Source organism: Microbacterium paraoxydans, from assembly GCF_020524545.1.
GTDB lineage: Bacteria > Actinomycetota > Actinomycetes > Actinomycetales > Microbacteriaceae > Microbacterium > Microbacterium paraoxydans_C.
In genome coordinates, this window is sequence record NZ_JAIVLG010000004.1 from 326,911 (window position 1) to 352,356 (window position 25,446).

The window sequence follows — 25,446 nt, forward strand, 5'->3', positions numbered from 1 at the left end:
GCTCTGATGGAGCGATGGCTGAGTACGAGGCGGGCGGCGGACGACGAGCGGTGCTCCTTCCCGGGGCGCACCGGGTGGTCCGCACTCTCGACGGCGCGGAAGGACCCTTCGCCGGTGCGCTCGTCACCGCTGGGGACGGGGTGGCCGTGCGCGTCGATGCGGCGGCACTCAGCGGGTGGGTGGGATGGCGTCATGCCGGGGCGGAGCATGTCGCCGCGCCCATCGATGTGGTGCGTCGTCGGGGAGGGCACGACGTACTGCTGCCGTGGTGCACGGACCGGGTGCTGGGGTTCCTGGTCCGTCGCGCGGCTGCGGGGGCAGCGCTGACACCTGGGGAGTGCAGCACCCTCGTCATAAGCCTGCTGCGCGGTCTCCAGGAGGTCGGGGAGGGCCCCGAGGAGACCCGCAGTGGGGAGTGGTGGGTGACCGACGGCGGCCGTCCGGTCTTCGTCCTCGGACAGGGAGCGGATGCGCGCGAGGGGGTCGGCGCCATCCTCGGGCGGCTGCGTGAGCACACCCCGGACAAGGTGGTCAGGCGGGTGCTCGAGAGCATCGGGCGAGGCGTGGAGAAGACAGCAGCGCAGCCACGCCTCCCGGTCAAGCTGCTCGCGTCGTGGGAGCAGGAGCTGCTGACCGTCGCTGCCCCGGAACCGCTCGATCTCGCGTTGCACCCCCCGGAGCGCGCTCGGGAGGTCGCGCGAGCCATCGCGTCGCAGGACGTTCGCGTGTCGGCGGGACGTGCGGAAGCGCCGCGATCGGCAGAGATCCCGCGTGATCGTCGACACCTGAGGGGGGAGAGGTCCCGCTCGCGCGATGACACGAGAAGTGCGCATCCGGTGCGGGCAGTGGGCGCCTTCGTCCGTGTGCTCGGCGGCATGGTGAGGGGACGAGCGGGGTCTGTGCCCTCAGACGCGTCGAGCCGATCGACGGAGGCCGGGGGCCGCGGGAGCATCGAGGCATCGCGACGGCGGCGTGTTCTCATCATCGCGGGTGCGGCAGCGTCGGTGGTCTTGGCAGCCGGACTGCTGTGGCCGAGTGGCGGCGACTCCGGAGAGGCAGCGGATGTCGAGGGCGGTCCGGCTTCTCCGGAGCCGTCGGCGGTCTCCCTCTCCGAGACCGGGTCGGAATCCGAAGGGGCAGCGGACACCAGACGCCCCGTCGGATCGGCCGACGCCGACGAGGAGACTTCCGAGCCGGACGAACTCGCCCCATCGGAAGCCGACCCAGCCACGGTGGCAGCGGTGCTGCTCGATGCCATCGACGGCTGCCGGGCTCAAGGCGATGCTTTGTGCCGGGAGGCCGTCGCCGAGGGGGCAACCGGTGTCATGGCTGCTCTCGACGCGGCGAAGGATGGAACACCGACGTTCGAGTTGGTCGATGAGTACGGCGACGTCGCTGTCGTGCGCGTCAAAGTTGGCGGAGAGGGGGACGAAGAGACCGGCACGTCAGGGCATCTCATCGTCGTTCTTCTTCGCACGCCAGAGGAATGGCTGGTCCGCGACGTGTATGACGTCGCGGACCAGCCAGGGTGAGTTCTCTCGGATCAGGCGCCGAGCTGAGCGGCGAACTGAGCCGACTCGAGACGGGACTTGACGGCGCCCAGGAAGCGGGCCGCGTCCGCACCGTCGATGATCCGGTGGTCGTAGGAGAGCGCGAGGTACACGTACGACCGGACAGCGATGGCATCTGCGCCGCCGACCTTCACGAGACCGGGACGCTTCACGACCGTTCCCGTGCCCAGGATGGCCGACTGCGGGAGGAAGACCACCGGGGTGTCGAACAGAGCGCCGCGGGAACCCGTGTTGGTCAGCGTGAACGTTCCCCCGGCGAGCTCGTCGGGCTTCAGCTTGTTGTCGCGGGTGCGGGCGGCCAGATCAGCGATCTCGTGAGCGATCTGCGCGATGTTCTTCGATGCGGCGTCACGCAGCACGGGCGTGAGCAGCCCGCGCTCGGTGTCGACAGCGATCGACACGTTCTCGCTGGCCGGGTACACGATGTTCTCACCGTCGACCGTGGCGTTGATGATCGGGAAAGCCTGGAGGGCCTCGGCGGTCGCCAGCGCGAAGAAGGGCAGGAAGGAGAGCTTGTCGCCCGTCTTCTCGAGGAAGGATGCCTTGACGCTGTCGCGGTACTCGGCGAGAGCCGTGACATCGACCTCGACGACCGTCGTCAGTTGAGCGGTCTGCTGCATCGACTCGACCGCGCGCTTCGCGAGGACCTTCCGCAGACGCGACATCGGCTGAGTCGTACCGCGCAGCGGAGAGACCTCGAGCGGTGCCGGGGCGGGAGCGCCGGCCGCGGCGGGCGCAGCAGACGCGGCCTCGGCGGCCTTCAGAACGTCTTCCTTGCGGATGCGACCCCCGACGCCGGTTCCGCGGACGGATGCCAGATCGACGCCCTGCTGTGAGGCCAGACGCCGCACGAGGGGAGTCACGTACAGGTTGTCGCTCTCCGTCGGCAGCGTGAGCTTCGGGGCGGCCGGAGCAGCGGGCGCCGGAGCAGCGGGAGCGGCAGACGGCGCTTCGGCTGCCGGTGCCGGGGTAGCAGCGGGTGCCTCGGCGGCCGGCGCCGGAGTGGCGGCGGGTGCCTCGGCGGGTGCCTCGGCGGCGGGAGCCTCCGGCGCAGAGGAGGGCGCAGGTGCTGCACCCGAACCGACGCGGGCGAGCACGGCGCCGACGGCGACGGTCTCGTCTTCGCCGGCAACGATCTCCTGCAGCACGCCGGCGACCGGCGAGGGGATCTCGGTGTCGACCTTGTCGGTGGAGATCTCCAGAAGAGCCTCGTCGACGGCGACCTCGTCACCCACCTGCTTCAGCCAGCGGGTGACGGTACCCTCGGTGACGCTCTCGCCCAATTCCGGAAGCACGATGTCGGTCGCATCGCCCGCGGGCGCCGACGGTGCGGACTCAGCGGCGGGAGCGGGTGTCTCCGCCGCAGGTGCCGCCGGCTCAGCCGGAGCGGGTGCCTCGGGTGCTGCTTCGGCGGGCGCTTCTTCCGCTGCCGGGGCGGCAGCTGCCGGGGCGTCCTCGGCCGGAGCCGCACTGCTGCCGTCGCCGATGCGGGCCAGGAGGGCGCCGACCTCGACGGTCTCGTCCTCGGCCACGAGGATCTCCTCGATCACGCCGGTGACAGGGGAGGGGATCTCGGTGTCGACCTTGTCGGTCGAGATCTCGAGCAGGCCCTCGTCCGCCTGCACGGTGTCTCCCACCTGCTTGAGCCAGCGGGTGACCGTACCCTCTGTGACGCTCTCGCCGAGAGCGGGGAGGACGACGGATGTGCTCATGACTGAGTCTCCTTCAGGAAGTTGTATGACGCTTGTCTAGCTTAGTGACTCGGGCACCGGTTGGTGCTCAGAGGGCGTGCAGGGGCTTGCCGGCAAGAGCGAGGAAGGCCTCGCCGAGCGCCTCGCTCTGGGTCGGGTGGGCGTGGATCAGAGGAGCGATGTCCTCGGGGTGCGCTTCCCAGGCGACGGCGAGCTGCCCCTCGGTGATGAGCTCGCCGACGCGATCGCCGAGAAGGTGCACACCGAGGACAGGACCGTCCTTGAGGCGGACGATCTTCACGAGGCCGCCGGTTCCGATGATCTCGCTCTTGCCGTTCCCGGCGAGGTTGTACTCGTAGGCGACGATCGCGTCCGCACCGTGTTCGGCGGCAGCCGCTTCTTCGGTCACGCCGACCGAGGCGACCTCGGGACTGGAGTAGGTGACCTTGGGGATTTGCACGTCGGGGATGTTCACCGGGGAGAGACCCCCGATCCGTTCGGCGACGGCAATGCCCTGCTGGAAGCCGCGATGCGCGAGCTGGAGGCCGGGGACGATATCGCCGACGGCCCAGAGCCCCGGAACCCCGGTTCGCAGGTCTTCGTCGACGGTCACGAAGCCACGGTCGAGCGTGACCCCCGCCTCCTCGAAGCCGAGGTCGGCGGTCACGGGACCTCGCCCGACGGCGACGAGCAGGTAGTCGGCGGTGAACTCCTTCCCGTCTTCGAGCGTGACGGTGACGGAGGAATCGTCCTGAACCGCGCTCTGGAACCGGGTCCCGAGAGAGTACTGGATGCCGCGGCGGCGGAACGCCCGCTCCAGACCCTTGCTGAGCGCGATGTCCTCGTTCGGGACGAGGTGGGGAAGTGCCTCGATGATCGTGACCTCCGAGCCGAAGGAACGCCATACGCTGGCGAACTCGACTCCGATCACGCCGCCGCCCAGGATGAGGACGCGCTCCGGAATGACGTCGAGGGCGAGAGCCTGCTCGCTCGTGAGGACGCGCCCGCCGATCTCGAGGCCGGGGAGCGATCGGCTGTACGAGCCGGTAGCGAGCACGACATCTGTGCCGACGTAGACGTCGTCGCCGACGCTGACACTGCGGTCCGGGTTGAGCTTCCCGAGTCCGGCGACCGTGGTGATCCCGCGTGCCTTGACGAGCCCCTCGAGTCCCTTGAACTTCTTGGCGACGATGCCCTCACGATACGTGCGGACACCTGCCGGGTCGACGCCCTCCAGCGTGGCCGTCACGCCGACGGAGGCTGCGTCGCGCACGTGCTCGGCGACCTCGGCCGCGTGCAGCAGCGCCTTGGTCGGGATGCATCCGCGATGCAGACAGGTTCCGCCTACCTTGTCCTTCTCGATCAGCGCGACGGACTTGCCGAGTTCGCTTGCGCGCAATGCGGCGGCGTATCCGCCGCTCCCGCCGCCCAGGACGACGATGTCGAAGGTGTGGGTTGTCATAGGTCATGCCTCCTTGTGGGATGCTTCGGCGAAGGCGATGATCGATCGGACCATCGCTCCGGTGGGGCCCTTCTCAGTGAAGCCGTACGGTGCGCCGGCGTGTTCGCCGGACCCCGCGATGTCGAGGTGCACCCACGGGATACGGGGGGCGTCGTCGGCGTCCGAGGTGCGACCGACGAAGCGACGCAGGAACAGTCCTGCATAGGATGCGCCGCCCATCCGGTCGCTCATGTTCGCGTTCTGGAGATCCGCAATGGGCGACTCCAGCGACTCCTCCATATAGTCCGGCAGCGGCATGTGCCACGCGGGCTCGTCGACCTGCGCGGTCGCGGAGATGAACGAGGACACGGTCTCGACGTCGCCGAAGACTCCTGTGTGTCGGTGGCCGAGAGCGGCCACGATGGCTCCCGTGAGAGTCGCCACGTCGATGATGACGTCCGGGTTCTCTCGGCTCGCGGCGACGAGACCGTCTGCGAGGACGAGGCGGCCTTCCGCATCGGTGTTCTGGACCTCCACCGTGGTGCCGTCAAGGATGCGGATCACATCGCCGGGGCGCAATGCTCTCCCGGAGGGCATGTTGTCGGTGATGCAGAGCCAAGCCGTCACGCGGACGGGAAGGCGGAGCGCGGCGATAGCCCGGACTGCGGCGAGAGACGTCGCGGCCCCCGCCATGTCGAACTTCATGCCGACCATCGAGGCGGCGGGCTTGAGTGAAAGACCGCCGGTGTCGAACGTGATGCCCTTGCCGACCAGCGCGATGTGGCGTTCCGCGCCGGCAGGGGAGTAGTCGAGCCGAACGAGACGCGGCGGACGGTCAGAACCCTGTCCCACGCCCAGGATTCCCCCGAAGCCCTGCTCTTCGAGAGCCTTCTCGTCGAGGATCTCGACCGTGACATCGAGATCGGCGACGCTGTCGGCCGCACTCTGCGCGAGCTGCGCGGGGCTCTGCCATTCGGCGGGGACGTTCACGAGGTCCTTGATGAGGGCGACCGCGTCGCCGATGACCTGGGCGTGCTCGGCGTCGTCGTCGTCGAGCACGGCGTGCAGGGTGATCGCGCCGGCGCGCGTCTTGCCCTTCTCGGTGCGATAACCGTCGAACTTGTGCCCACCGAGCACAGCGCCCTCCGCGGCGGCCGAGGCGAAGCCTTCGAGCCCGTCGGCGAGGGCGAGCGCGACGTGCTCGAAGCCGGTGAGCGTTCGCAGCGCCGTGCCGGCCGCATTGCGCACCGCCGCGGCATCCGGCGCGTTGCCGGCCCCGACGACGGCGAACGGCAGGGAGGTGACATCGGGTGCATACACGCGGGTGAAGGATCCGGCCGAGCCGGTGAACCCGACACCGGCCAGGGCGTCCGCGAGGCCGGGATAACCGGCCAGTGATTCCGCCGACTCGGGGAGAGCGGCGACGACGAGCACTGCGGCATCGGCAGCGCTTCCGGGGAACTGAGCGGTGGTGTGCGAGAGCACGGGAAGCGTCATGTCTCCATCCTAGGATCTCCGCCGGTGCGGGGTGTCGCGCGTCGGATGGGTGTGTTCGCTCTCAGCGAGACGGCTCGGGGCCAGGTGCCTGGGCCTGCTCGTAGCATGGACACATGCCCTTCTCCGGAGAGATTCACGAACGCGTCGCGAATGCGCCGTCAGTGCCGCACGGCCTGCCACTGGTGTTGCTTCTCACCGGCTTCACGGACGCGGGCAGTGCCGTCTCCGGGCTCATCGACCACCTGCGTGCGACGGCCTCTCCGGAGCCCGTCGTCGTCTTCGACAACGATGCTCTCCTCGACTACCGCGCTCGGCGTCCGGTGATCTCGTTCGATCAGGACCACCTCACCGAGTTCACGCCGTCGCGGCTCGAGCTTTCGCTCGCGACGGATGCCCTCGGCCGTCCGTTCCTGCTCCTCGCCGGCTACGAGCCCGACTTCGCATGGAACCGCTTCGCGGACACCGTCCTCGCGCTGGCCGCCGAATTCGAGGTCTCCGGGTTCCACTGGGTGCATTCGATCGCCATGCCCGTTCCGCACACGCGGCCCATCGGCACGACGGTCAGCGGCAATCGCCGTGAGCTGACCGTCGCGCACTCCGTGTGGCGTCCGCGCACCCAGGTACCGGCGACCGCCGGGCACCTGCTGGAGTTCCGTTTCGTCGAGCGCGGTGACAGGGCCGTGGGTTTCGTGCTGCTGGTGCCGCATTACCTGGCCGAGACGGAGAACCCGGATGCGGTGATCGCTGCCGCCGAGCGACTGATGGCCTCGGCGGGGCTCGTGCTGATGCTGGATGAGGTGCAGGAGCGCCGCGAAGACTACGTCGCCCGCGTCGACGAGCAGGTCGCCGGGAATGACGAGCTCCAGCAGATGGTGCACAACCTCGAGCGGCGATACGACGCCTACATGGCGGGACGGAATCCCGACGACGACGCCTACGACGAGGGTGGGTTCAGCGAGCGCGATCTCCCCAGCGCCGACGAGCTGGCGGCAGAACTGGAGCGTTATCTCGCCTCCCGGCCCTCCGGTGACGAGGACAAGCCCGGCCGCGGTTGAGGTCATCCGACGACAACTTCGTCGGAATGTGCCGGCATCGTCACACGTGTGCGATACTAGGACTCTGACCCGTTGTCAATCGGCGTTTTCGAACACTGGACTTGACAAGGGTCTTACTAGTGTCCGAAATGTCCCGGGGCGAGAGATTCGCCCCGTGAAAGGCGAAACGTGACTCCTGCCACGACGAAGAACACCCGGACGAAGAAGGCTGCCGCTGAGACCGCCGTCGACGCCCAGGTCGAGGCCGAAGCGTCTGAGAAGCCCGCGCCTTTGAGCGCCGCCAAGCGTGCCGCGGCCAAGCGCGCCCCGGTCAAGAAGAAGAAGTCCGACGACGTCGTCGAAGAAGACGACGCGCCTGTCGTCGCTGCGGAGGATGGCGACGAAGAGGACGAGGACTCCAAGCCGAAGTTCACGGAGCCGTTGCCGACCGGCGCGATCGTCATCTCGTCGAACGACGACGAAGACGTCCCGGTCTACTCGACCCAGATCACCGGTGCCACGGCCGACCCGGTCAAGGACTACCTGAAGCAGATCGGCAAGGTCGCTCTGCTGAATGCGGCCGAAGAGGTCGAGCTCGCGATGCGCATCGAGGCCGGTCTCTTCGCAGAGGAGAAGCTGTCCGCGATGACGCCGGCCGAGAAGACGAGTCAGCTCGGACTCGATCTGCAGTGGGTCGCCCGTGACGGTCAGCGCGCGAAGAGCCATCTGCTCGGAGCCAACCTCCGACTCGTTGTCTCGCTCGCCAAGCGCTACACGGGTCGTGGCATGCAGTTCCTGGATCTGATCCAGGAGGGCAACCTCGGTCTCATCCGCGCGGTCGAGAAGTTCGACTACACCAAGGGCTTCAAGTTCTCGACGTACGCCACCTGGTGGATCCGTCAGGCCATCACGCGCGCCATGGCCGACCAGGCCCGCACGATCCGCATCCCCGTGCACATGGTCGAGGTCATCAACAAGCTCGCTCGCGTGCAGCGTCAGATGTTGCAGGACCTCGGGCGCGAGCCCACTCCGGAGGAGCTCAGCCGTGAGCTGGACATGACGCCCGAGAAGGTCGTCGAGGTCCAGAAGTACGGCCGTGAGCCGATCTCCCTGCACACGCCGCTCGGTGAGGACGGCGACAGCGAGTTCGGTGATCTCATCGAGGACACCGAGGCCGTCGTGCCGGCGGATGCCGTGGGCTTCACCATGCTGCAGCGCCAGCTCGAGCAGCTCCTGGACTCACTGTCCGAGCGCGAGGCCGGTGTTATCCGCATGCGCTTCGGACTGGGAGACGGTCAGCCGAAGACCCTCGACCAGATCGGTGACACGTTCGGGGTGACGCGCGAGCGCATCCGCCAGATCGAGTCGAAGACCATGGCGAAGCTCCGGCACCCGAGCCGCTCGCAGTCGCTGCGGGACTACCTCGAATGAGCCAGGCGAATGACGGCAAGGCACTCGAGACGAGCGTCGACGGCAGAACCTATGCGCGCATCCCTCTGCGCACTCGGGTGGTAATGCCCGAAGACGACCTGGATGCCGTCATCACGGAGTATGCGAAGGATGCGGTGCAGCCGGGAGACCTGCTGTTCGTGACCGAGAAGATCGTGGCGATCACGCAGGGGCGGTCATACCGTCTCGACGAGATCACGCCGCGAAAGCTCGCGCTCTTCCTGTCGAAGTACGTCACACGCACGCCGTACGGAATCGGACTCGGCATGCCGGAGACGATGGAGATGGCTCTTCGCGAATGCGGAACGCCTCGAATCCTGTTCGCGTCCGCCGTGGCCGCCGTCACCAAGGCGTTCGGTCGCCGTGGTGACTTCTACCGCATCGCCGGAGACAAGGCGCGCGCCATCGACGGTCCCACCAAGCACACGATCCCGCCCTACAACGAGGCGGTCGTGCTCGGGCCCAAGGACCCGGATGGCGTCGCCCGTCGGCTGAAGGCTCTGATCGGTGGACAGGCAGAGGTCGCGGTGGTCGACATCAACGACCTCGGAGGCAACATCCTCGGCTCGACGCTCGACAAGGACGGTGAGCACCGGCTCGTGAAGATCCTCGGAGACAACCCGCTCGGTCAGGGACTGGAGTCCACGCCGCTCGGGATCGTCCGGGCAGTCTGACCCGCTCAGACCTGGAGAGAAGGCCCCGGGACGCGCATCGCGTCCGGGGCCTTCTCCATCTGCCTCAGAAGCCGATGACCTCGCGGTAGCGCGGCTTGTGGCCGGTGCGGATCCCGGTCACGCTGGGCTTGTTCTCGTATACGCCGGCACCCCAGTTGCCCTCGACGAGCACGGGGCCGTCCGGCGACACCACGATGTCCCAGCCCACGTACTGCACCTGCGGTACGACGCGCGCGACGTCATCGATGAAGGCACGAACCTCGTCCATGTACGGCAACTGGAAGTCGGCGATGCGGAAGCCCGAGTCCGGATGCGTCTCGTGCACGTGCCCGTGGGAGTCGTAGCCGGCGCCGATCGCGTGTCCGTTCTGGTCGAGCATCGTGTAGAAGCCCCCGAACGTCATCTGGTCGCTGACGGCGCCGCGGCCGAACTTCTGCGCCATGGCGAGGATGTGCGCTTTCTCCCCGTCGAAGAACGCGGTGATGCGCGTCGTGTTGACGGTGCCGGGGCAGACGGCGGCGAGCGCGTCGTGCTGGCGGATCACCTCTTCGATGAGGAGCTCGCCGCGGTCCAGCAGCCCGCGATGGAACTCGTCCCAGTCCTCGATGTCCGCCGCGTGATAGCGATGCACACCGGTTCCCGCCTGCCCGACCGGCTCTTTCGTGACGATCGTGCCGAGGCGTTCGGTCAGCTCGCGCACCGCATCGGCGTTCCCTTCCTCGACCGTCAACCACTCGCGTTTCAGGAAGCGCGAGAACTGCTTGTCGAACTCGACCTTGTCCTGGAAGATCCAGCGGTAGTCGGGGTGGTCGAATCGCTGCGAGAGCTGATTCGAGACGGGGTGGGTCATGTACGTCTCACGCTCCGCCCTGGTGAGCATGGCGAAGTCGTAGTCGATGTAGTCCTGGAAGCCGACGTTGTGCCGTGCCGCGGACCAGAGCATGTCTATGACGATGGCAGGAACCGCCTTGTGGTGCTGTTCCGATGCCTCTTTGGCCCGTTCCACCACCGATCCGACATCGATGCGGCGTGCACGTCCCAGCAGATAGCGGATGCGGGGCGCGAGGGAAAGACGAGACATGTGGCTCCAGGGTCGGGGTCTCCTCCAGTCTACGGGGGACTCGGAGGTCGACCTGGGAGCCGGAAGCTAGGGTGGAGGACGTGTGTGAGACGACTTCCAGCGCCCTGCCGTTCGCGATGATCTCCCGCTCGGCGTTGGCGGCAGGAGCGTCGGCGGCTGTACAAGTCGGCGGTCGTATCGCGGATCTGCGACGCGATGCCTGGGGTCACGGAATCCTCGCGGTCGCACAGGCGGTGACCGCGGCAGGCGCCGAACGGGTGCTGGTCGACTCCGTCGGAGAGATCGAGGCGCTGCGGTTGGAGGGGATCGTCGGGGTGACCTCGGAGGAGGCGGACATCGAACCGACTCTGCTCTACGGGCTCCCGGACGAGCAGGGCGTCCTCGCGACGCAGCCGGTGATGCGCCTCAGTGGCCATGTGCTGTCCGTCAAGCGATTGCGGGCCGGGGACGCGGTGTCGTACGGGTACACATATCGTGCACCTGCAGAGACCACGGTGGCGCTGGTGACCGGCGGTTATGCGCAAGGAGTCGTCCGCGCACTCGGAAATCAGGCCCACGTCGACGTCGACGGCGTTGCGCGACCCATCATCGGACGGGTCGCCATGGACGTCTGCGTCGTCGATCTCCAAGGTTCCGATCTGGATGTCGGCTCGGAGGTCACCTACTTCGGAGGGCGAGGCACGGCGCAGGCGGGAGTCGCGCGGTGGAGCGCGATCACCGGCATGGAGGCGGCGGAGCTCGTCACGGTTGCGGGCGCACACGCTGTGCGGGGGTGGGAGGCATGACCCGGCCGCAGCTGCGGATCAGCAGTGCCGTCTTCCGCGCGAACGTCGAGGCCGTTCGAGCGCGCATCGCACCGTCGACCCTCATGCTCGTGCTCAAGGACGATGCCTACGGTCACGGCCTGGCATGGGCGGTCGAAACGGCTTCGAAGGCGGGCATCGACTGGTTCGGGAGCTACGACATCGCAAGCGGCTCGGAGGTTCGGCGTCTCGCCGGAAGAGACGCACGCGTGTTCGCGTGGGCCACATCGACGGACGCGGAGGTCGACGATGCCCTGCTGCACCGTATCGACCTCGGGGTCGGCACCGCCGAGTATCTGCAGCGCATCATCGCCCGCGCAGATGCGTTGGGCGCGCAAGCCCGGGTGCACTTGAAGATCGACACCGGCCTGCACCGAAACGGCATCCTGCCGGAGGACTGGGCCGGCGTCGTCGCGGAGGCGCGGGCGGCGGAGGCCGCAGGCCTCCTCGAGCTGGAGGGCGTCTGGAGTCACATAGCCGAGGCGAGCGATGCCGAGGATGATGATGCTCAGGCGGTGTTCTTGGATGCGGTCGGTGTGGTGGGGGAGTCCGGTCCCGTTCCGCCCGCACTGCATCTGACCGCATCAGCTGCCTCGTGGTGGCGTCCGGAGATGCGTGGTTCGGTCTCGCGCATCGGCGCGTTCTGCTACGGCATCCGATCCGCGGAGGGGCCGGACCTCGAGGGTGTTCGACCTGCGGCAAGTCTGGTGGCGACGGTGGTCGAGGTCGGCGGCGACGATGCAGTGATCTCGATCGGCAGCTTCGACGGCCTTCCATCGACGTTGCGGGGTGTCAGCGTGGGGACGCCGCGGGGGCCCCGGACGCTCACGGCCGTAGGGCACACGACCTCGATCGTCGGGCGCTGGCCGGGAGCGAGTGCGGGTGACGAGGTGACGCTGTTCGGCGCGGGCGCGCACGGGGAGTCTTCCGCGACCACGCTCGCAGAGCGCATCGACACGGTCGGCGAGGAGATCCTCACCCGGCTCACCGCGCGCGTGCGCAGGGCCGTCGTCGACTGAGGGTTCGTCCGTCGCGGGCGATCAGACCGCCTCGAGGAGACGCGCGGTCTCGTCGTGCCAGCTGGTGGCGACGCTACGGAGCTTCTCCTCGTACTTGCGACCGTGGTGGGCGCAGAACAGGAGCTCGGAACCGTTCACCTCGGCGGCGATGTACGCCTGGGCGCCGCAGGAATCACAACGATCCATGGCGGTCAGGCGGAACTCGACGGTGGAGGTGTCACGTTCGGTCGTTGCGTTCATCTCGGTGCCTCCTCGGGTGTCGGCTTCGCTTCGTGATTTGGTCAATACAACCACGCTGCACCTGTGTACATGCCCGGTTTGCGGCGTGTTTCGCTCAGCGCGTACGCGTGCGCAACCGACTGGCTCCGCGTGGGGAGTGTCGGCAGCCCGAGCGGGAGCGGCGAGAATAGACTCGGAGATTGTGAATGCCGAGTATTCTGCCCATCACCTCCAGGTGCTTGAAGGGCTCGAGGCTGTCCGCAAGCGCCCGGGCATGTACATCGGGTCGAACGGCTCGCCGGGGCTCATGCACTGCCTCTGGGAGATCATCGACAACTCCGTCGACGAGGCGGTGGCCGGCAACGGCGCGAAGATCGACATCATCCTGCACGGTGACGGCAGTGTGGAAGTTCATGACCGCGGACGCGGCATCCCCGTCGACGTCGAACCCCGCACCGGTCTGACCGGCGTCGAGGTCGTCTACACGAAGCTGCACGCGGGCGGGAAGTTCGGCGGGGGCTCCTACGCCGCGTCGGGTGGCCTGCACGGCGTCGGTGCTTCGGTGGTGAATGCGCTCTCCGAGCGGCTCGACGTCGAGGTCGATCGCGGCGGCAAGACCTACGCGATGTCCTTCCACCGTGGCGAACCGGGCATATTCCAGGACTCGGGCGAGAAGCGTCCTGACGCGCCGTTCACCCCCTTCGAAGAGAAGAGTGAGCTGCGAGTCGTCGGCAAGGCCCCACGAGGTGTCACGGGCACTCGTGTGCGCTACTGGGCGGATCGTCAGATCTTCACGAAGGACGCGGCGTTCCAGCTCGCTGAGCTCGAGACCCGCGCCCGGCAGACCGCGTTCCTCGTTCCCGGTCTCGAGATCGTGGTGAAGGATGAGCGCGCGGGTGCTGCCCCCGAGGTTTCGAACGTCGCCGATGAGGAGGGAGCTGCGGCCGTCGCCGCCCCCGAATCGGTGGAGACCTCGTACCTCTACGAGGGCGGCATCTCCGAGTTCGTCGACTACCTCGCGATCGATCCTCCGGTGACCGACACCTGGCGCATCCAGGGTGAAGGGACGTTCAAGGAGACAGTCCCGGTGCTCCAGGCCGACGGGCACATGATCGCCACCGAAGTGGAGCGCGTGTGCGCGGTCGATATCGCGCTGCGCTGGGGAACCGGCTACGACACGCGCATCCGCTCGTTCGTCAACATCATTGCGACGCCCAAGGGCGGAACCCATCAGCAGGGCTTCGAACAGGAGCTGCTCAAGGTCCTCCGCACCCAGGTCGAGCAGAACGCCCGCCGGCTCAAGGTCGGCAACGACAAGCTCGAGAAGGATGATGTGCTGGCCGGGCTCACGGCGGTGCTCACCGTCAACGTTCCCGAGCCGCAGTTCGAAGGCCAGACCAAGGAGGTCCTCGGGACCCCGGCCGTGCGACAGATCGTGGCGCAGGTGATCCGCAAGGATCTCGCGCAGCGCTTCACGTCGACCAAGCGCGACGACAAGAACCAGGCATCGCAGCTCCTGGACAAGATCGTCTCCGAGATGAAGGCCCGTGTCTCGGCTCGCGCCCACAAGGAGACCCAGCGACGTAAGAATGCACTCGAATCCTCGACGCTTCCGACGAAGCTGGTCGACTGCCGCGCGAACGAGGTCGAGCGCAGCGAGTTGTTCATCGTCGAGGGTGATTCGGCTCTCGGTACGGCCAAGAACGCACGCAACAGTGAGTTCCAGGCGCTCCTCCCGATTCGCGGCAAGATTCTCAACGTGCAGAAGGCTTCCGTGGGTGACATGCTCTCGAACGCGGAGTGCGCGTCGATCATCCAGGTGATCGGCGCCGGCTCGGGCCGTACGTTCGATCTCGGCGCGGCACGCTACGGCAAGATCATCCTGATGAGTGACGCCGACGTCGACGGCGCGCACATCCGCACGCTGTTGCTGACCCTGTTCTTCCGCTACATGCGGCCTCTGATCGAGGACGGCCGTGTCTTCGCCGCCGTCCCACCGCTGCATCGGGTGATCGTGATGAACCCGGGCTCGAAGCCGAACGAGACGATCTACACGTACAGCGAGCAGGAGATGCAGACTCTGCTCGCCAAGCTCCGCAAGGCCGGCAAGCGCTGGCATGAGCCGATCCAGCGCTACAAGGGACTCGGCGAGATGGATGCCGAGCAGCTGGCCAATACGACCATGGACCGCTCCGGGCGTCTGCTGCGTCGTGTGCGTATGGAGGACGCGGAGGCAGCGGGTCGAATGTTCGAGCTCTTGATGGGCAACGAGGTGGCCCCGCGTCGCGAGTTCATCATCGACTCCTCCGATCGGCTCTCGCGCGAGTCGATCGACGCCTGACCAGAGCGCTTCGGAGGAATCCGGGAGGCCGCCGGCGACGGACCTCCCGGACGACGTCACACGATCGTGCGTCCGATGCTCCCGATCACACCGTCGATCGGCTGGCCTGAGGCGTCGCGACGGGCACCAGCCTCGGGGAGCTTGCGCACCGCACCGGTCGGATCCACCGCCTGCGCCGGAGCGGAGCCCACCCAGGCGACCGTGAGCCGATCCTCACCCTTCAAGAAGGAGTGCGCGCGAACGCCACCCGTCGCTCGCCCCTTGGCGGGGTACTCGGCGAACGACGACACCTTCGCGCGGCCCGGATCCGTCCCCGGCAGGATGCTCTCACCGCCGGATACCGTGGCGACGACCGCGTCGGTCATCGGGTCGACGACGCCGAAGAAGAGCACGGAGGTTCCCGAGCCGAGCTTCATCCCGGCCATGCCGCCGGCAGGGGCCCCCTGGGGGCGCACGGCAGACGACGGGAAATGGAGCAGCCGGGCGTCGGTCGTGACGAACACCATCTCGGCGTCATCCGGTGCCTCTGCTGCGCCGACGACGGTGTCGCCGGCCTTCATGTTGATGACCTCGATCTCGGGACGGGTGGGGAGCGCTGAGGGAACGATGCGCTTCACCGTTCCTTGAGCGGTGCCGAGGGCGACCGGGGTATCGCTGTCGAAGCGCACGAACCCGAGGATGCGCTCGTTCTTGGCGGTGATACCCAGGTAGTCGCGCAAGGGCGTTCCGGCCGCCAGCTGCACCGAGGAAGACGGGACCGAGGGGAGGTCGACGGGGGAGAACCGCACGACGCGTCCGAGAGTGGTCAGCGCCCCGATCTCGGCACGTACCGTGGTCTCCACCGTCGCGAGGATGGCGTCGTGCTTGCTGCGGCGCGCCGGAACGGTGAGCTCCTGGCCCTCGCCGAGATCGACGCGCACGGCTCTGCCGGTGGTCGAGAGGACGAGCACCGTGGGGGCGTCTGCGATCTGCAGGTCGACCGCGCCCTTGGTCGCCCGTGGCTTCGGAGGGGCCGCGTTCATCAGGAGCGTCCGGCGAGGTGTGCCGTAGGCGTCGGCAGCGGCGTCCAACTCTCTGGCGACCGCCGCGCGGAGCAACACAGGGCTTCCGAGGAGTTCGCGGAGCGAGGCGATCTCGGCGAGCAGGGCGTCACGCTCGCTCTCGAGCTCGATGCGCGAGAACTTCGTCAGGCGACGCAGCCGCAGCTCGAGGATGTACTCGGCCTGGAGCTCGCTCAGATCGAACACCGAACGCAGACGGGTCCGGGCCTGCTCCGAGTCGTCGGAGGAGCGGATGACCTGGATGACCTCGTCGATGTCGAGGATCGCGATGAGGAGGCCTTCAACGAGGTGGAGACGTTCCTCGCGACGGGCGAGGCGGTACCGGCTACGCCGTGCGATCACTTCGAGGCGGTGACCGACGTAGACGCTCAGCATCTCCTTGAGGCCGAGGGTGCGCGGCTGGCCCTCGACGAGCGCGACATTGTTGATGCTGAAGGAGTCCTCGAGTGGAGTGAGGCGGTACAACTGCTCGAGGACGGCGTTCGGGTCGAAACCCGTCTTCACGCCGATCGCGACGCGCAGTCCGTGGTTGCGGTCCGTGAGGTCGGTGACGTCGCTGATGCCCTGCAGCTTCTTGGACTGCACCGCATCGCGGATCTTCTCGATCAGGCGCTCGGGGCCGACCATGTACGGCAGTTCCGAGACGATGATCCCGGTGCGCCGCGGGCCGAGGGGCTCGACGGAGGTCTTTCCCCGCACCTTGAGGGCGCCGCGCCCGTTGGTGTACGCGTCCTTGACGCCGTCCAGACCCATCAGGATCCCGCCGGAGGGGAAGTCCGGCCCGGGGACGAACTCCATGAGCTCTTCCGTCGTGGCGTCCGGGTTCTCGAGCAAGTGGGTCGCGGCGGCGACGACCTCGATGAGGTTGTGCGGGGCCATGTTGGTGGCCATTCCGACCGCGATGCCGCTCGCACCGTTGACGAGGAGATTCGGGAACGCGGCCGGCAGCACTGCCGGCTGCTGGAACTGCCCGTCGTAGTTCGGGATGAAGTCGACCACGTCCTCATCGAGGTTCTCGGTGAGGGCCAGCGCCGCAGCCGCCAGGCGGGCCTCGGTGTACCGGGCAGCAGCAGGACCATCGTCCAGGGAACCGAAGTTGCCGTGACCGTCGACGAGCGGAACGCGCAGCGCCCACTCCTGCGCCAGGCGCACGAGTGCGTCGTAGATCGCGGAGTCGCCGTGGGGGTGGAGCTTGCCCATGACCTCACCGACGACGCGGGCGCTCTTCACATGGCCGCGATCCGGGCGCAGGCCCATCTCGGCCATCTGATAGAGGATGCGGCGCTGGACGGGCTTGAGGCCGTCGCGCGCGTCGGGCAGAGCCCGCGAATAGATCACCGAGTAGGCATACTCGAGGAACGAACCCTGCATCTCCGTGGAGAGGTCGATGTCCTGGATGCGCTCCTCGACGGGCTCGGGCGGCGGAGTTTTCGGCATGGACTTCCTGAGGGCGTACGGGAGCCTGTGTCAGACTGGCTCGGATGTCCCTCATGCTACCGTCCGAGTCGTCGAGCGCCCGGAGCGTCGTCGGGGTGGCGGCAGACCTGTTCGCCGCGCTGCGTGGCGAGTCCGCGGTGCTTCCCCGCGCCGAATCGGTCGTCCTCGTCGTCATCGACGGCCTCGGCGCGATCAGTCTTCGCGGACACGCCGGCCACGCGCGTGCGCTGACGGGGGGCATGGCGAAGAAGGACGTCGCCCAGTCGGTGTTCCCTTCGACGACGGCGGCGGCTCTCACCAGTATCACCACCGGAGTATGGCCCGGTGAGCACGGCCTCGTGGGCTACCGTGTGCTGGATCCGAGTCGCGATGTGCTCGTCAACCAGCTGAGCGGCTGGGAGAGCGACGGCATCGACCCGCTCAGCTGGCAGACGGCACCGACGATTTTCGAGCGGGCCGGCAGCAAAGGTCACGCGAGTTTCGCCGTGGGGCTTTCCGCCTACGCGAACAGCGGTTTCACGAAGGCGACCCTTCGCGGTGCGGAGTTCGTCGCGGCAGACACCGCGGCGGCGCGGATCGAAGCCGCCTACGCGCTCGCTCAGACCCACCCGGGGGCTCTCGTCTACTGCTACCTCCCCGAGGTCGACAAGGCCGGTCACAAGCACGGCATCGCCTCACGCGAGTGGGTGGCAGCGTTGGAGGATGTCGATGCGGCGCTCGCGGCACGGGTTCCTCCGGGGGTCGGCGTCCTCGTCGCATCCGACCACGGCATGGTCGACGTACCGCAGAAGCGCCAGGTCGTCCTGGAGGAGGAGCATCTCGCCGGCATCCGTCATCTCGGCGGTGAACCCCGGATGCTGCACGCCTATCTCGAGCCTGATGTCGGTGCCGGTGACGTGGTCACGCGCTGGCGGTCCGACCTCCAGGGGATGGCGGATGTCGTCGCCCGGAGCGACGCGATGAACGCACGCCTCTTCGGGCCCACGGTCACCGAGGCCGCGGCATCACGGATCGGGGATGTGCTGGTGATCGCGCGCGGGACCTGGGCCGTGTACGACGGCACGGCTGCCGACCAACGCGGTCGGGCGATGGTCGGTCAACATGGCGCGCTCACCCCGGAGGAGCGTCAGGTTCCGCTGATCAGACTCGGGGCGTTCGCTCGCTGATCACCGCGCCGCAGCGACGCGGCTCGAGATCATTCGTCCGTGCGGGCACCGAAGACGATCTCGTCCCACGAAGGCATCGCGTTCCGGCGGCGTCGTCGCCCACTCGACTCGCTCGAATCCGCAGTGGTGGTCTGTGATGATGCGGGCTGCGGCGTCTCCGGCTCGTCTTCCGGCTGTTCCAGCGCGTCGAAGAGGGAGATGGGGTCGGAGCGCTCTGCGTCCTCGGCGTCCTCGAGGAGGGGCGCTGTTTCGCGTTGTCCGCGGCGGCGGCGCAGAGCCTCGAGCAGATCAGCCGTCTCGGGGTTGGTGCTGGGGGTCGACGGTGCGCGCTTGATGGCGGCATCCTGCGCAGCGGGATCGGAGCGCTCAGGGAGGGAGGGATCTTCGAACTCCACCTCCGGGTTCGGCAGGAGACGCGGACCGAACGCGCCCGAGTCGAAGCGGCTCTCATCCTTGTAGGGCGACGTCGTGCGGTCGGCTTCGACGGCGCGCAGACGGGGGATGAGCCCCTCCGGAAGCGAGCCTTGGCGGGAGAGCTGCGTGGCGTCGGCGTTCAGAGGGGACAGTGCGCTGCGGCGAGGATCGAAGCTCCAGCGTGCGTCGTGCTCGACATCGTTGGCCGTGAACTCGAGCTTGATGGTCCACCCCGAGTCCTCCTTCCAACTGGCCCAGCGCTCGGCACTCGCCTCGATCTCGGCGAGCTTGGCGCGAACCGCGACACCGAAGGTGGGCTGAGCATCGGGTTCGACCTCGCTGCCGATCAAGACCGGCACCGCGAGCGCCTGTCCGATGATGTGCTCTCGCTCGGCGAGGACCGGACCCTCGAATCGGGCGACGTCCTCGACGCTGATGCCGAGCAGCTCGGCGACCTCCGGGGCTGTGAGTCCGGCGCGGATCTGTGCCTGGATGTCACGAGGACTCGCCGCCAGTTTCTGGGCGGTCGGTTCGGCCTGGCGGGTGGCGCGGCGGATCTCGCGCTGCAGCATGTCGTCGATGGGCAGCGCGAACCGCTCGCCCGACTCGGTCGCGAGTACGAGGACTCCTGCTTCTGTGCCGACGATGGTGACGTTTTCCATGCGAATGCCCCTCTGATGGGTGTCCGTTCATGGTGTCACGCGAGGGGCCGCGCGGCAGGGAATAGCCTGGGCGTGCCGTGAGTTTCCTCTGTCGCACGGACGAGCATTTGCGTTATGACCTCTGGTCGTGCAAACTATGGCCGCCGAATACCCGACGGCGCACCACCCACTCGCACCATGAAAGTGGAGATCTACCGCATGGCAACCGATTACGACGCCCCCCGAAAGAGCGAAGACGACTCCGAGTCGATCGAAGCCCTCAAGGAGCGTGTGCCGGACAAGAACTCCGGCTCAAGCGGGGACGAAGACTCCGACAACCCGTCGAGCTTCGACCTTCCGGGTGCCGACCTTTCCGACCTCGAGCTCGACGTCGTCGTGCTGCCCGCGCAGCAGGACGAGTTCACGTGCATGAGCTGCTTCCTCGTGAAGCACCGTTCGCAGCTCGACCACGAGGGCGCATCCGGGCCCATCTGCAAGGAGTGCGCTGCCTAGCAGCCCTTCGAGCGACGTCTCACGCGCCCCCGACCATCGAGGTCAGGGGCGCGCTGTCGTCTCGGACCAGGTTCCGGTCTGCGCCGCGCGGATCGCCGCGGCGAGGCGGTCGGGAGTCCGGGAGGAGATGCTCCAGGCATCGACCGGGTCGTCGGCATCGAGATTCGGGACGACCACGATGCCGTCGATCCCGCCACGGATCAGGTGCCAGCCGCGCGCCGGGAGTCCCGGCCCGCGCGCGTGACGCGCATCTTCCCCGGTCAGTGCCGCGGGATCGCCCAGATGCGCGACATCGATGTGCGCACGACCGGCGCGCAGGACGGTGCCGTCGACCGAGACGACCGGCGTCGCCGCGACGAACGCGAGGACCAGGAACGCGGAGACCGCCGCTCCGACGACGAGTGCCACAGTCGATCCGATCGGGACGAAGACGAGCGACACCATCGGCCCCGCCACCGCGACGGTGACCAGCAGCCACAGGCTGGGTGCGAGTCGTTCGCGATAGCGCGGGCGTGTGTCTGTGCCGGTGTTCTGCATTAGCCTCATGGGGTGACCGATTCCGTTGATATCCCCATTATCGCCGCGACGGTGCCCGGATACGCGCATCCGGGTGATGCCGGCGCAGATCTGGTCGCGGCCGAGGCGGTGCATCTCGAGCCGGGCGAGCGCGCCCTGGTCGGCACGGGTGTGCGCATCGCCCTTCCCGACGGTTATGCCGCGTTCGTGGTCCCGCGCAGCGGTCTCGCGGCCAAGCACGGGATCTCGATCGTGAACTCGCCCGGGACCGTGGACTCCGGGTACCGAGGCGAGATCAAGGTGAGTCTGATCAACACCGATATCCACAGCGCGTACGATGTGGCGGTCGGCGATCGAATCGCACAGCTGATCATCATGCCGGTGACTCGCGCCACGTTCCTCCCGGTCGACGAGTTGACGGAAAGTGTCCGCGGCGCCGGCGGATTCGGCTCCACCGGCTACCAGGCGGGGCGCACCCAGAACGAAGCAGGGCAGACCAATGACTGACAACAACGAGATATCCCCGAAGGCAGCGCCCGAGAATCGCGCCACAGAGGGTCCGTTCGACGACTCCGAGGCGAATCCTGTACGCCCCTACATCGATCTCGGCGGGATCAAGATCCTCCCCAGGGAGGGGCTGAATCTCCGACTCGAGGTCGAGGAGCAGACCAAGCGCATCGTCGCGGTGGGACTCGACTACGCGGACTCCTCGCTCCAGGTGCAGCCGTTCGCGGCACCGCGCTCCGGAGGCCTGTGGGACGAAACGCGCGTCCAGCTGCGCGATCAGGTCAAGGCGCAGGGCGGTCGTGTCGAAGAGCGTGAGGGTCCGCTCGGCAAGGAGCTCCTCGCCGAAGTCCCGGCCACAGCCAGCGAGGGCTCCGGTCTTCGCCTCGCGCGCTTCATCGGCATCGACGGCCCGCGCTGGTTCCTGCGCGGGGTCATCGGGGGAGCAGGTGCATCCGATCCGGAGGCGGGGGCGAAGGTCGAGGATCTCTTCCGATCGATCGTCGTCGTACGCGGCGGGTCACCGATGCCCCCTCGCGACCTCATCCCGCTGAAGATGCCGGCGACCCCGGGTTCCGCGTGAGCACCCCGGGCCAGGATCCCGAGCGAGACAAGCGCACGTCCGAGATCCTCGGTGAGGCACTCGGCGGTGCCGCCCGCCGTGCAGGCCTCGATCCGACGGCGGGCGGGAGCACCCACAGGGTCGTTTGGTCCGCGATGGGCGGGTGGCGGGGGGTCCTCGAGTCGGTGCTGCCCAGCCTCGCCTTCGTCATCATCTTCACGATCCGCCCCGAACCGCTGATCCTGTCGCTCGGTGTCTCCGTCGGCCTCGCGGCGATCTTCACGGTCGTCCGGCTCGTGCAGAAGTCGCCGCCGTCGGCAGCGCTCGGCGGCCTCATCGCTGCTGTGGCGGCCGCGGCCCTCGCGCTGTGGACAGGGCGAGGGGCGGACAACTTCGTTCCCGGACTGATCACGAACGCGGTGTACGGATCGGTGATCCTGGTATCGGCACTGATCGGGTGGTCGCTGATCGGCCTCGCGGTCGGATTCCTGATGGGGGAGGGCACCACGTGGCGCGGCGATCGTCGCAAGCGCCGCGCCTACTTCTGGCTCGGGATCGCATGGGCTGCACTGTTCTTCGCGCGTCTCGCCGTGCAGCTTCCGCTGTATCTCGCGGGAGACGTCACCGCACTCGGCACGCTCAAGCTCGTGATGGGGTTGCCGCTGTTCGCTCCCCTCATCGCCGTGACCTGGCTCGTCGTCCGTGCTCTGCATCCGCGACAGCCGGCGCTCGAGGACAGCTCCGAGGCATGATAGATTTATCTTGACATCAAGATAAATCGCAGGCTTTCGCCCGCGGCCTCTGCGGAGCAGACTGGTTAGGTCCGCCTTGCTAGCCGCAGGGGCTCGCTGGCGAGCAAGATGGAGGCGCCTGTCGCTTCCATCCGAATAGAAGGAGACGGATTCGTGTCCACGGTGAACAGCTTCGGTGCCAAGAGCACCCTGACAGTCGGCAGCACCGACTACGAGATCTTCCGCATCGACACGGTGCCCGGTTTCGAGAAGCTCCCCTTCAGTCTCAAGGTCCTCCTCGAGAACCTGCTCCGCACCGAGGACGGCGCGAACGTGACGAAGGCGCAGATCGAGGCGCTGGGGTCCTGGGATGCCGCGGCAGAGCCCAGCACCGAGATCCAGTTCACGCCTGCGCGCGTGGTCATGCAGGACTTCACCGGCGTCCCCTGCATCGTGGACCTCGCCACCATGCGCGAGGCGGTCACGGCTCTCGGCGGTGACGCGAACAAGATCAACCCGCTCTCGCCCGCCGAGATGGTCATCGACCACTCCGTCATCGCCGACCTGTTCGGCTCGGAGAACGCCCTCGAGCGCAACGTCGAGATCGAGTACGAGCGCAACGGCGAGCGGTATCAGTTCCTGCGCTGGGGCCAGACGGCGTTCAGCGACTTCAAGGTCGTCCCGCCCGGAACCGGAATCGTCCACCAGGTGAACATCGAGCACCTCGCCAAGGTCATCTACGACCGCGACGTCAACGGCGTGCTGCGCGCCTACCCCGACACCTGCGTCGGCACCGACTCGCACACCACCATGGTGAACGGTCTCGGCGTGCTCGGCTGGGGCGTCGGCGGCATCGAGGCCGAGGCCGCGATGCTCGGTCAGCCCGTGTCGATGCTGATCCCGCGCGTCGTCGGTTTCAAGCTCTCCGGCGAGATCCCGGCCGGCGTGACCGCGACCGACGTCGTCCTGACGATCACCGACATGCTGCGCAAGCACGGTGTGGTGGGCAAGTTCGTCGAGTTCTACGGCGAGGGCGTCGCATCGGTTCCCCTCGCCAACCGCGCCACCATCGGCAACATGTCTCCGGAGTTCGGTTCGACCGCGGCGATCTTCCCGATCGATGACGTGACGCTCGACTACCTGCGCCTCACCGGCCGCAGCGAAGAGGCGGTCGCGCTGGTCGAGGCGTACTCCAAGGAGCAGAAGCTCTGGCACGATGCCGCGCATGAGCCGACCTTCAGCGAGTATCTCGAGCTCGACCTCGGCACGGTCGTCCCCTCGATCGCCGGCCCGAAGCGCCCGCAGGACCGCATCCTCCTCTCCGAGGCGAAATCGCAGTTCGAGCACGACATCCTGAGCTACGCCTCTCCTTCCACTTCGGACTCGATCGTCGACCTCGAGTCGAAGCACTCGTTCCCGGCCTCCGACCCCGGTCAGGCGCCCGGCGACGAAGAGCCCTCCACGCGTCCGGTGCACATCAACAGCGGCGCTCCGGCGAACGCCTCGAAGCCCGTGCCGGTCACGACGCCGACGGGGGAGAAGTACATCCTCGACAACGGCGCCGTCACGCTCGCGGCCATCACGTCGTGCACCAACACCTCGAACCCGTCGGTCATGATCGCCGCAGGCCTCGTCGCTCGCAAGGCGCTCGAGAAGGGCCTGAAGCAGAAGCCCTGGGTCAAGACCACGCTCGGCCCCGGCTCGAAGGTCGTCACCGACTACTACGAGAAGTCCGGTCTCGACAAGGATCTCGAGGGACTCGGCTTCTACACCGTCGGGTACGGCTGCACGATCTGCATCGGCAACTCGGGCCCGCTGATCGAGGAGGTGTCGGAGGCGATCAACTCGCACGACCTCGCCGTCACCGCGGTTCTCTCCGGTAACCGCAACTTCGAGGGACGCATCAGCCCCGACGTGAAGATGAACTACCTCGCGAGCCCGCCGCTGGTGATCGCGTACGCACTCGCCGGCTCGATGCACTTCGACTTCGAGAACGACGCGCTCGGCAAGGGCAGCGACGGCGAAGACGTCTTCCTGAAGGACATCTGGCCGACGCCGGACGAGGTTCAGGAGATCGTCGACTCGTCCATCTCGCGCGACCAGTTCATCAAGCAGTACGCCACCGTCTTCGACGGCGACGAGCGCTGGCGCAGCCTGCCCACCCCGGATGACGCGATCTTCCAGTGGGATGAGAGCTCGACGTACGTCCGCAAGGCACCGTACTTCGACGGCATGACGATGGAGCTCACCCCGGTGAAGGACATCGAGGGCGCGCGCGTCATGGCGACGCTCGGCGACTCGGTCACCACCGACCACATCTCGCCGGCCGGAAACATCAAGCCCGGCACGCCCGCGGCCCAGTACCTCACCGAGCACGGCGTTGACCGCAAGGACTTCAACTCCTTCGGTTCGCGTCGCGGCAACCACGAGGTCATGATCCGCGGCACCTTCGCCAACATCCGTCTGAAGAACGCGATGGTCGCGGCCGTCAACGACGGACAGGTCGTCGAGGGCGGATTCACGCGCGACTTCACCCAGCCGGGCGGACCGCAGTCGTACATCTACGACGCCAGCATGAACTACCAGGCACAGGGCACGCCCCTCGTCATCTTCGGTGGCAAGGAGTACGGCTCCGGTTCGTCGCGTGACTGGGCGGCCAAGGGTACGAGCCTGCTGGGCGTCAAGGCGGTCATCACCGAGAGCTTCGAGCGCATCCACCGCTCGAACCTGATCGGCATGGGTGTCGTCCCGCTGCAGTTCCCCGCCGGCGAGAGCTGGGAGTCGCTGGGTCTCGACGGTACCGAGATCGTCTCGATCTCGGGTCTGGAAGAGCTCAACAACGGAGTCACGCCGAAGACCGTCAAGGTCACGGCCACCCCGAGCGAGAACTCGCCCGAGGGCAAGCAGCCGGTGGAGTTCGACGCCGTCGTCCGCATCGACACTCCCGGTGAAGCCGACTACTACCGCAACGGCGGCATCCTGCAGTACGTGCTGCGTTCGCTGGTCTGATCGCAGAGACGATGGGGCTCGGGTCTTCGGATCCGAGCCCCATTGTCTTGTCAAGGGGGTGCTCGCTCACGG

At 67.6% G+C, this 25,446-nt stretch carries 21 protein-coding genes; 13 read left to right on the top strand and 8 right to left on the bottom strand.

Going from position 1 to position 25,446, the window contains the following annotated elements; genetic code table 11:
- The first annotated feature begins 14 nt into the window (after window positions 1–14).
- On the top strand, window positions 15–1,532 hold the full coding sequence (locus LC041_RS10710; RefSeq protein WP_226533081.1) for a hypothetical protein: 1,518 nt from the start codon (window positions 15–17) through the stop codon (window positions 1,530–1,532).
- Window positions 1,533–1,543: 11 nt separating this feature from the next.
- Here LC041_RS10710 and sucB read toward each other — a convergent pair whose 3' ends face one another.
- The 3 genes from sucB to LC041_RS10725 all read right to left on the bottom strand — a co-directional run bounded on the left by sucB (window position 1,544) and on the right by LC041_RS10725 (window position 6,200).
- The gene (gene sucB, locus LC041_RS10715) at window positions 1,544–3,283 is read right to left on the bottom strand and encodes a 2-oxoglutarate dehydrogenase, E2 component, dihydrolipoamide succinyltransferase (RefSeq protein ID WP_226533082.1); all 1,740 of its coding nucleotides are present in this window, start codon (window positions 3,281–3,283) and stop codon (window positions 1,544–1,546) included.
- A gap of 67 nt (window positions 3,284–3,350) precedes the next feature.
- Window positions 3,351–4,724, bottom strand: a complete 1,374-nt coding sequence (lpdA, locus tag LC041_RS10720; protein ID WP_226533083.1) for a dihydrolipoyl dehydrogenase — start codon at window positions 4,722–4,724, stop codon at window positions 3,351–3,353.
- A 3-nt stretch (window positions 4,725–4,727) separates the two neighbouring features.
- On the bottom strand, window positions 4,728–6,200 hold the full coding sequence (locus LC041_RS10725; RefSeq protein ID WP_226533084.1) for a leucyl aminopeptidase: 1,473 nt from the start codon (window positions 6,198–6,200) through the stop codon (window positions 4,728–4,730).
- A gap of 113 nt (window positions 6,201–6,313) precedes the next feature.
- Here LC041_RS10725 and LC041_RS10730 point away from each other — a divergent pair, with 113 nt between their 5' ends.
- The 3 genes from LC041_RS10730 (at window position 6,314) to LC041_RS10740 (ending at window position 9,357) form a co-directional block, all read left to right on the top strand.
- Window positions 6,314–7,255, top strand: a complete 942-nt coding sequence (locus LC041_RS10730; RefSeq protein ID WP_226533085.1) for a proteasome assembly chaperone family protein — start codon at window positions 6,314–6,316, stop codon at window positions 7,253–7,255.
- Window positions 7,256–7,423: 168 nt separating this feature from the next.
- Complete coding sequence (locus LC041_RS10735) at window positions 7,424–8,665, top strand: RNA polymerase sigma factor (protein ID WP_226533086.1); 1,242 nt, start codon at window positions 7,424–7,426, stop codon at window positions 8,663–8,665.
- Complete coding sequence (locus LC041_RS10740) at window positions 8,662–9,357, top strand: coenzyme F420-0:L-glutamate ligase (RefSeq protein ID WP_226533087.1); 696 nt, start codon at window positions 8,662–8,664, stop codon at window positions 9,355–9,357. Before LC041_RS10735 ends, LC041_RS10740 begins: the two co-directional genes overlap by 4 nt.
- Window positions 9,358–9,421: 64 nt before the next feature.
- On the opposite strand, the gene LC041_RS10745 is transcribed toward LC041_RS10740, so the two are convergent.
- Window positions 9,422–10,438 carry a sugar-transfer associated ATP-grasp domain-containing protein gene (locus LC041_RS10745; RefSeq protein WP_226533088.1) on the bottom strand — a complete coding sequence of 339 codons (1,017 nt, stop codon included), beginning with the start codon at window positions 10,436–10,438 and terminating at the stop codon, window positions 9,422–9,424.
- An 80-nt stretch (window positions 10,439–10,518) separates the two neighbouring features.
- Here LC041_RS10745 and LC041_RS10750 point away from each other — a divergent pair, with 80 nt between their 5' ends.
- Together LC041_RS10750 and LC041_RS10755 are read left to right on the top strand one after the other, a co-directional pair.
- Window positions 10,519–11,223, top strand: coding sequence for an alanine racemase (locus tag LC041_RS10750; RefSeq protein ID WP_226533089.1), 705 nt, complete (start codon window positions 10,519–10,521; stop codon window positions 11,221–11,223).
- Window positions 11,220–12,260: an alanine racemase gene (locus LC041_RS10755; protein ID WP_226533090.1), complete on the top strand. Its 1,041-nt coding sequence runs from the start codon at window positions 11,220–11,222 to the stop codon at window positions 12,258–12,260. Before LC041_RS10750 ends, LC041_RS10755 begins: the two co-directional genes overlap by 4 nt.
- Window positions 12,261–12,281: 21 nt before the next feature.
- Here LC041_RS10755 and LC041_RS10760 read toward each other — a convergent pair whose 3' ends face one another.
- Window positions 12,282–12,500 carry a DUF7455 domain-containing protein gene (locus LC041_RS10760; protein WP_226533091.1) on the bottom strand — a complete coding sequence of 73 codons (219 nt, stop codon included), beginning with the start codon at window positions 12,498–12,500 and terminating at the stop codon, window positions 12,282–12,284.
- A gap of 181 nt (window positions 12,501–12,681) precedes the next feature.
- On the opposite strand from LC041_RS10760, the gene LC041_RS10765 reads away from it, so the two are divergent.
- Entirely contained in the window at window positions 12,682–14,820 is a 2,139-nt protein-coding gene (locus LC041_RS10765; RefSeq protein WP_374197666.1) for a DNA gyrase/topoisomerase IV subunit B, read from the top strand.
- A 56-nt stretch (window positions 14,821–14,876) separates the two neighbouring features.
- Here the strand turns inward: LC041_RS10765 and LC041_RS10770 are convergent, their stop codons facing one another.
- On the bottom strand, window positions 14,877–17,318 hold the full coding sequence (locus LC041_RS10770; RefSeq protein WP_226533092.1) for a DNA gyrase/topoisomerase IV subunit A: 2,442 nt from the start codon (window positions 17,316–17,318) through the stop codon (window positions 14,877–14,879).
- Between the two features lie 44 nt (window positions 17,319–17,362).
- Here LC041_RS10770 and LC041_RS10775 point away from each other — a divergent pair, with 44 nt between their 5' ends.
- Window positions 17,363–18,484, top strand: coding sequence for an alkaline phosphatase family protein (locus LC041_RS10775; protein WP_226533093.1), 1,122 nt, complete (start codon window positions 17,363–17,365; stop codon window positions 18,482–18,484).
- 29 nt (window positions 18,485–18,513) lie between these two features.
- Here LC041_RS10775 and sepH read toward each other — a convergent pair whose 3' ends face one another.
- The gene (gene sepH / locus LC041_RS10780; RefSeq protein ID WP_226533094.1) at window positions 18,514–19,560 is read right to left on the bottom strand and encodes a septation protein SepH; all 1,047 of its coding nucleotides are present in this window, start codon (window positions 19,558–19,560) and stop codon (window positions 18,514–18,516) included.
- Window positions 19,561–19,758: 198 nt separating this feature from the next.
- On the opposite strand from sepH, the gene LC041_RS10785 reads away from it, so the two are divergent.
- Window positions 19,759–20,052 carry a DUF4193 domain-containing protein gene (locus LC041_RS10785; protein WP_046747247.1) on the top strand — a complete coding sequence of 98 codons (294 nt, stop codon included), beginning with the start codon at window positions 19,759–19,761 and terminating at the stop codon, window positions 20,050–20,052.
- A 42-nt stretch (window positions 20,053–20,094) separates the two neighbouring features.
- Here the strand turns inward: LC041_RS10785 and LC041_RS10790 are convergent, their stop codons facing one another.
- Window positions 20,095–20,589, bottom strand: a complete 495-nt coding sequence (locus tag LC041_RS10790; RefSeq protein WP_226533095.1) for a DUF3093 domain-containing protein — start codon at window positions 20,587–20,589, stop codon at window positions 20,095–20,097.
- 12 nt (window positions 20,590–20,601) lie between these two features.
- Here LC041_RS10790 and dut point away from each other — a divergent pair, with 12 nt between their 5' ends.
- The 4 genes from dut to LC041_RS10810 all read left to right on the top strand — a co-directional run bounded on the left by dut (window position 20,602) and on the right by LC041_RS10810 (window position 25,374).
- Complete coding sequence (dut, locus tag LC041_RS10795) at window positions 20,602–21,075, top strand: dUTP diphosphatase (protein WP_226533096.1); 474 nt, start codon at window positions 20,602–20,604, stop codon at window positions 21,073–21,075.
- Window positions 21,068–21,655, top strand: a complete 588-nt coding sequence (locus LC041_RS10800) for a DUF3710 domain-containing protein (protein ID WP_226533097.1) — start codon at window positions 21,068–21,070, stop codon at window positions 21,653–21,655. Before dut ends, LC041_RS10800 begins: the two co-directional genes overlap by 8 nt.
- Complete coding sequence (locus LC041_RS10805; RefSeq protein WP_226533098.1) at window positions 21,652–22,386, top strand: DUF3159 domain-containing protein; 735 nt, start codon at window positions 21,652–21,654, stop codon at window positions 22,384–22,386. Before LC041_RS10800 ends, LC041_RS10805 begins: the two co-directional genes overlap by 4 nt.
- A 153-nt stretch (window positions 22,387–22,539) precedes the next feature.
- Window positions 22,540–25,374, top strand: a complete 2,835-nt coding sequence (locus tag LC041_RS10810) for an aconitate hydratase (protein WP_308012771.1) — start codon at window positions 22,540–22,542, stop codon at window positions 25,372–25,374.
- The last annotated feature ends 72 nt before the right edge of the window (window positions 25,375–25,446 follow it).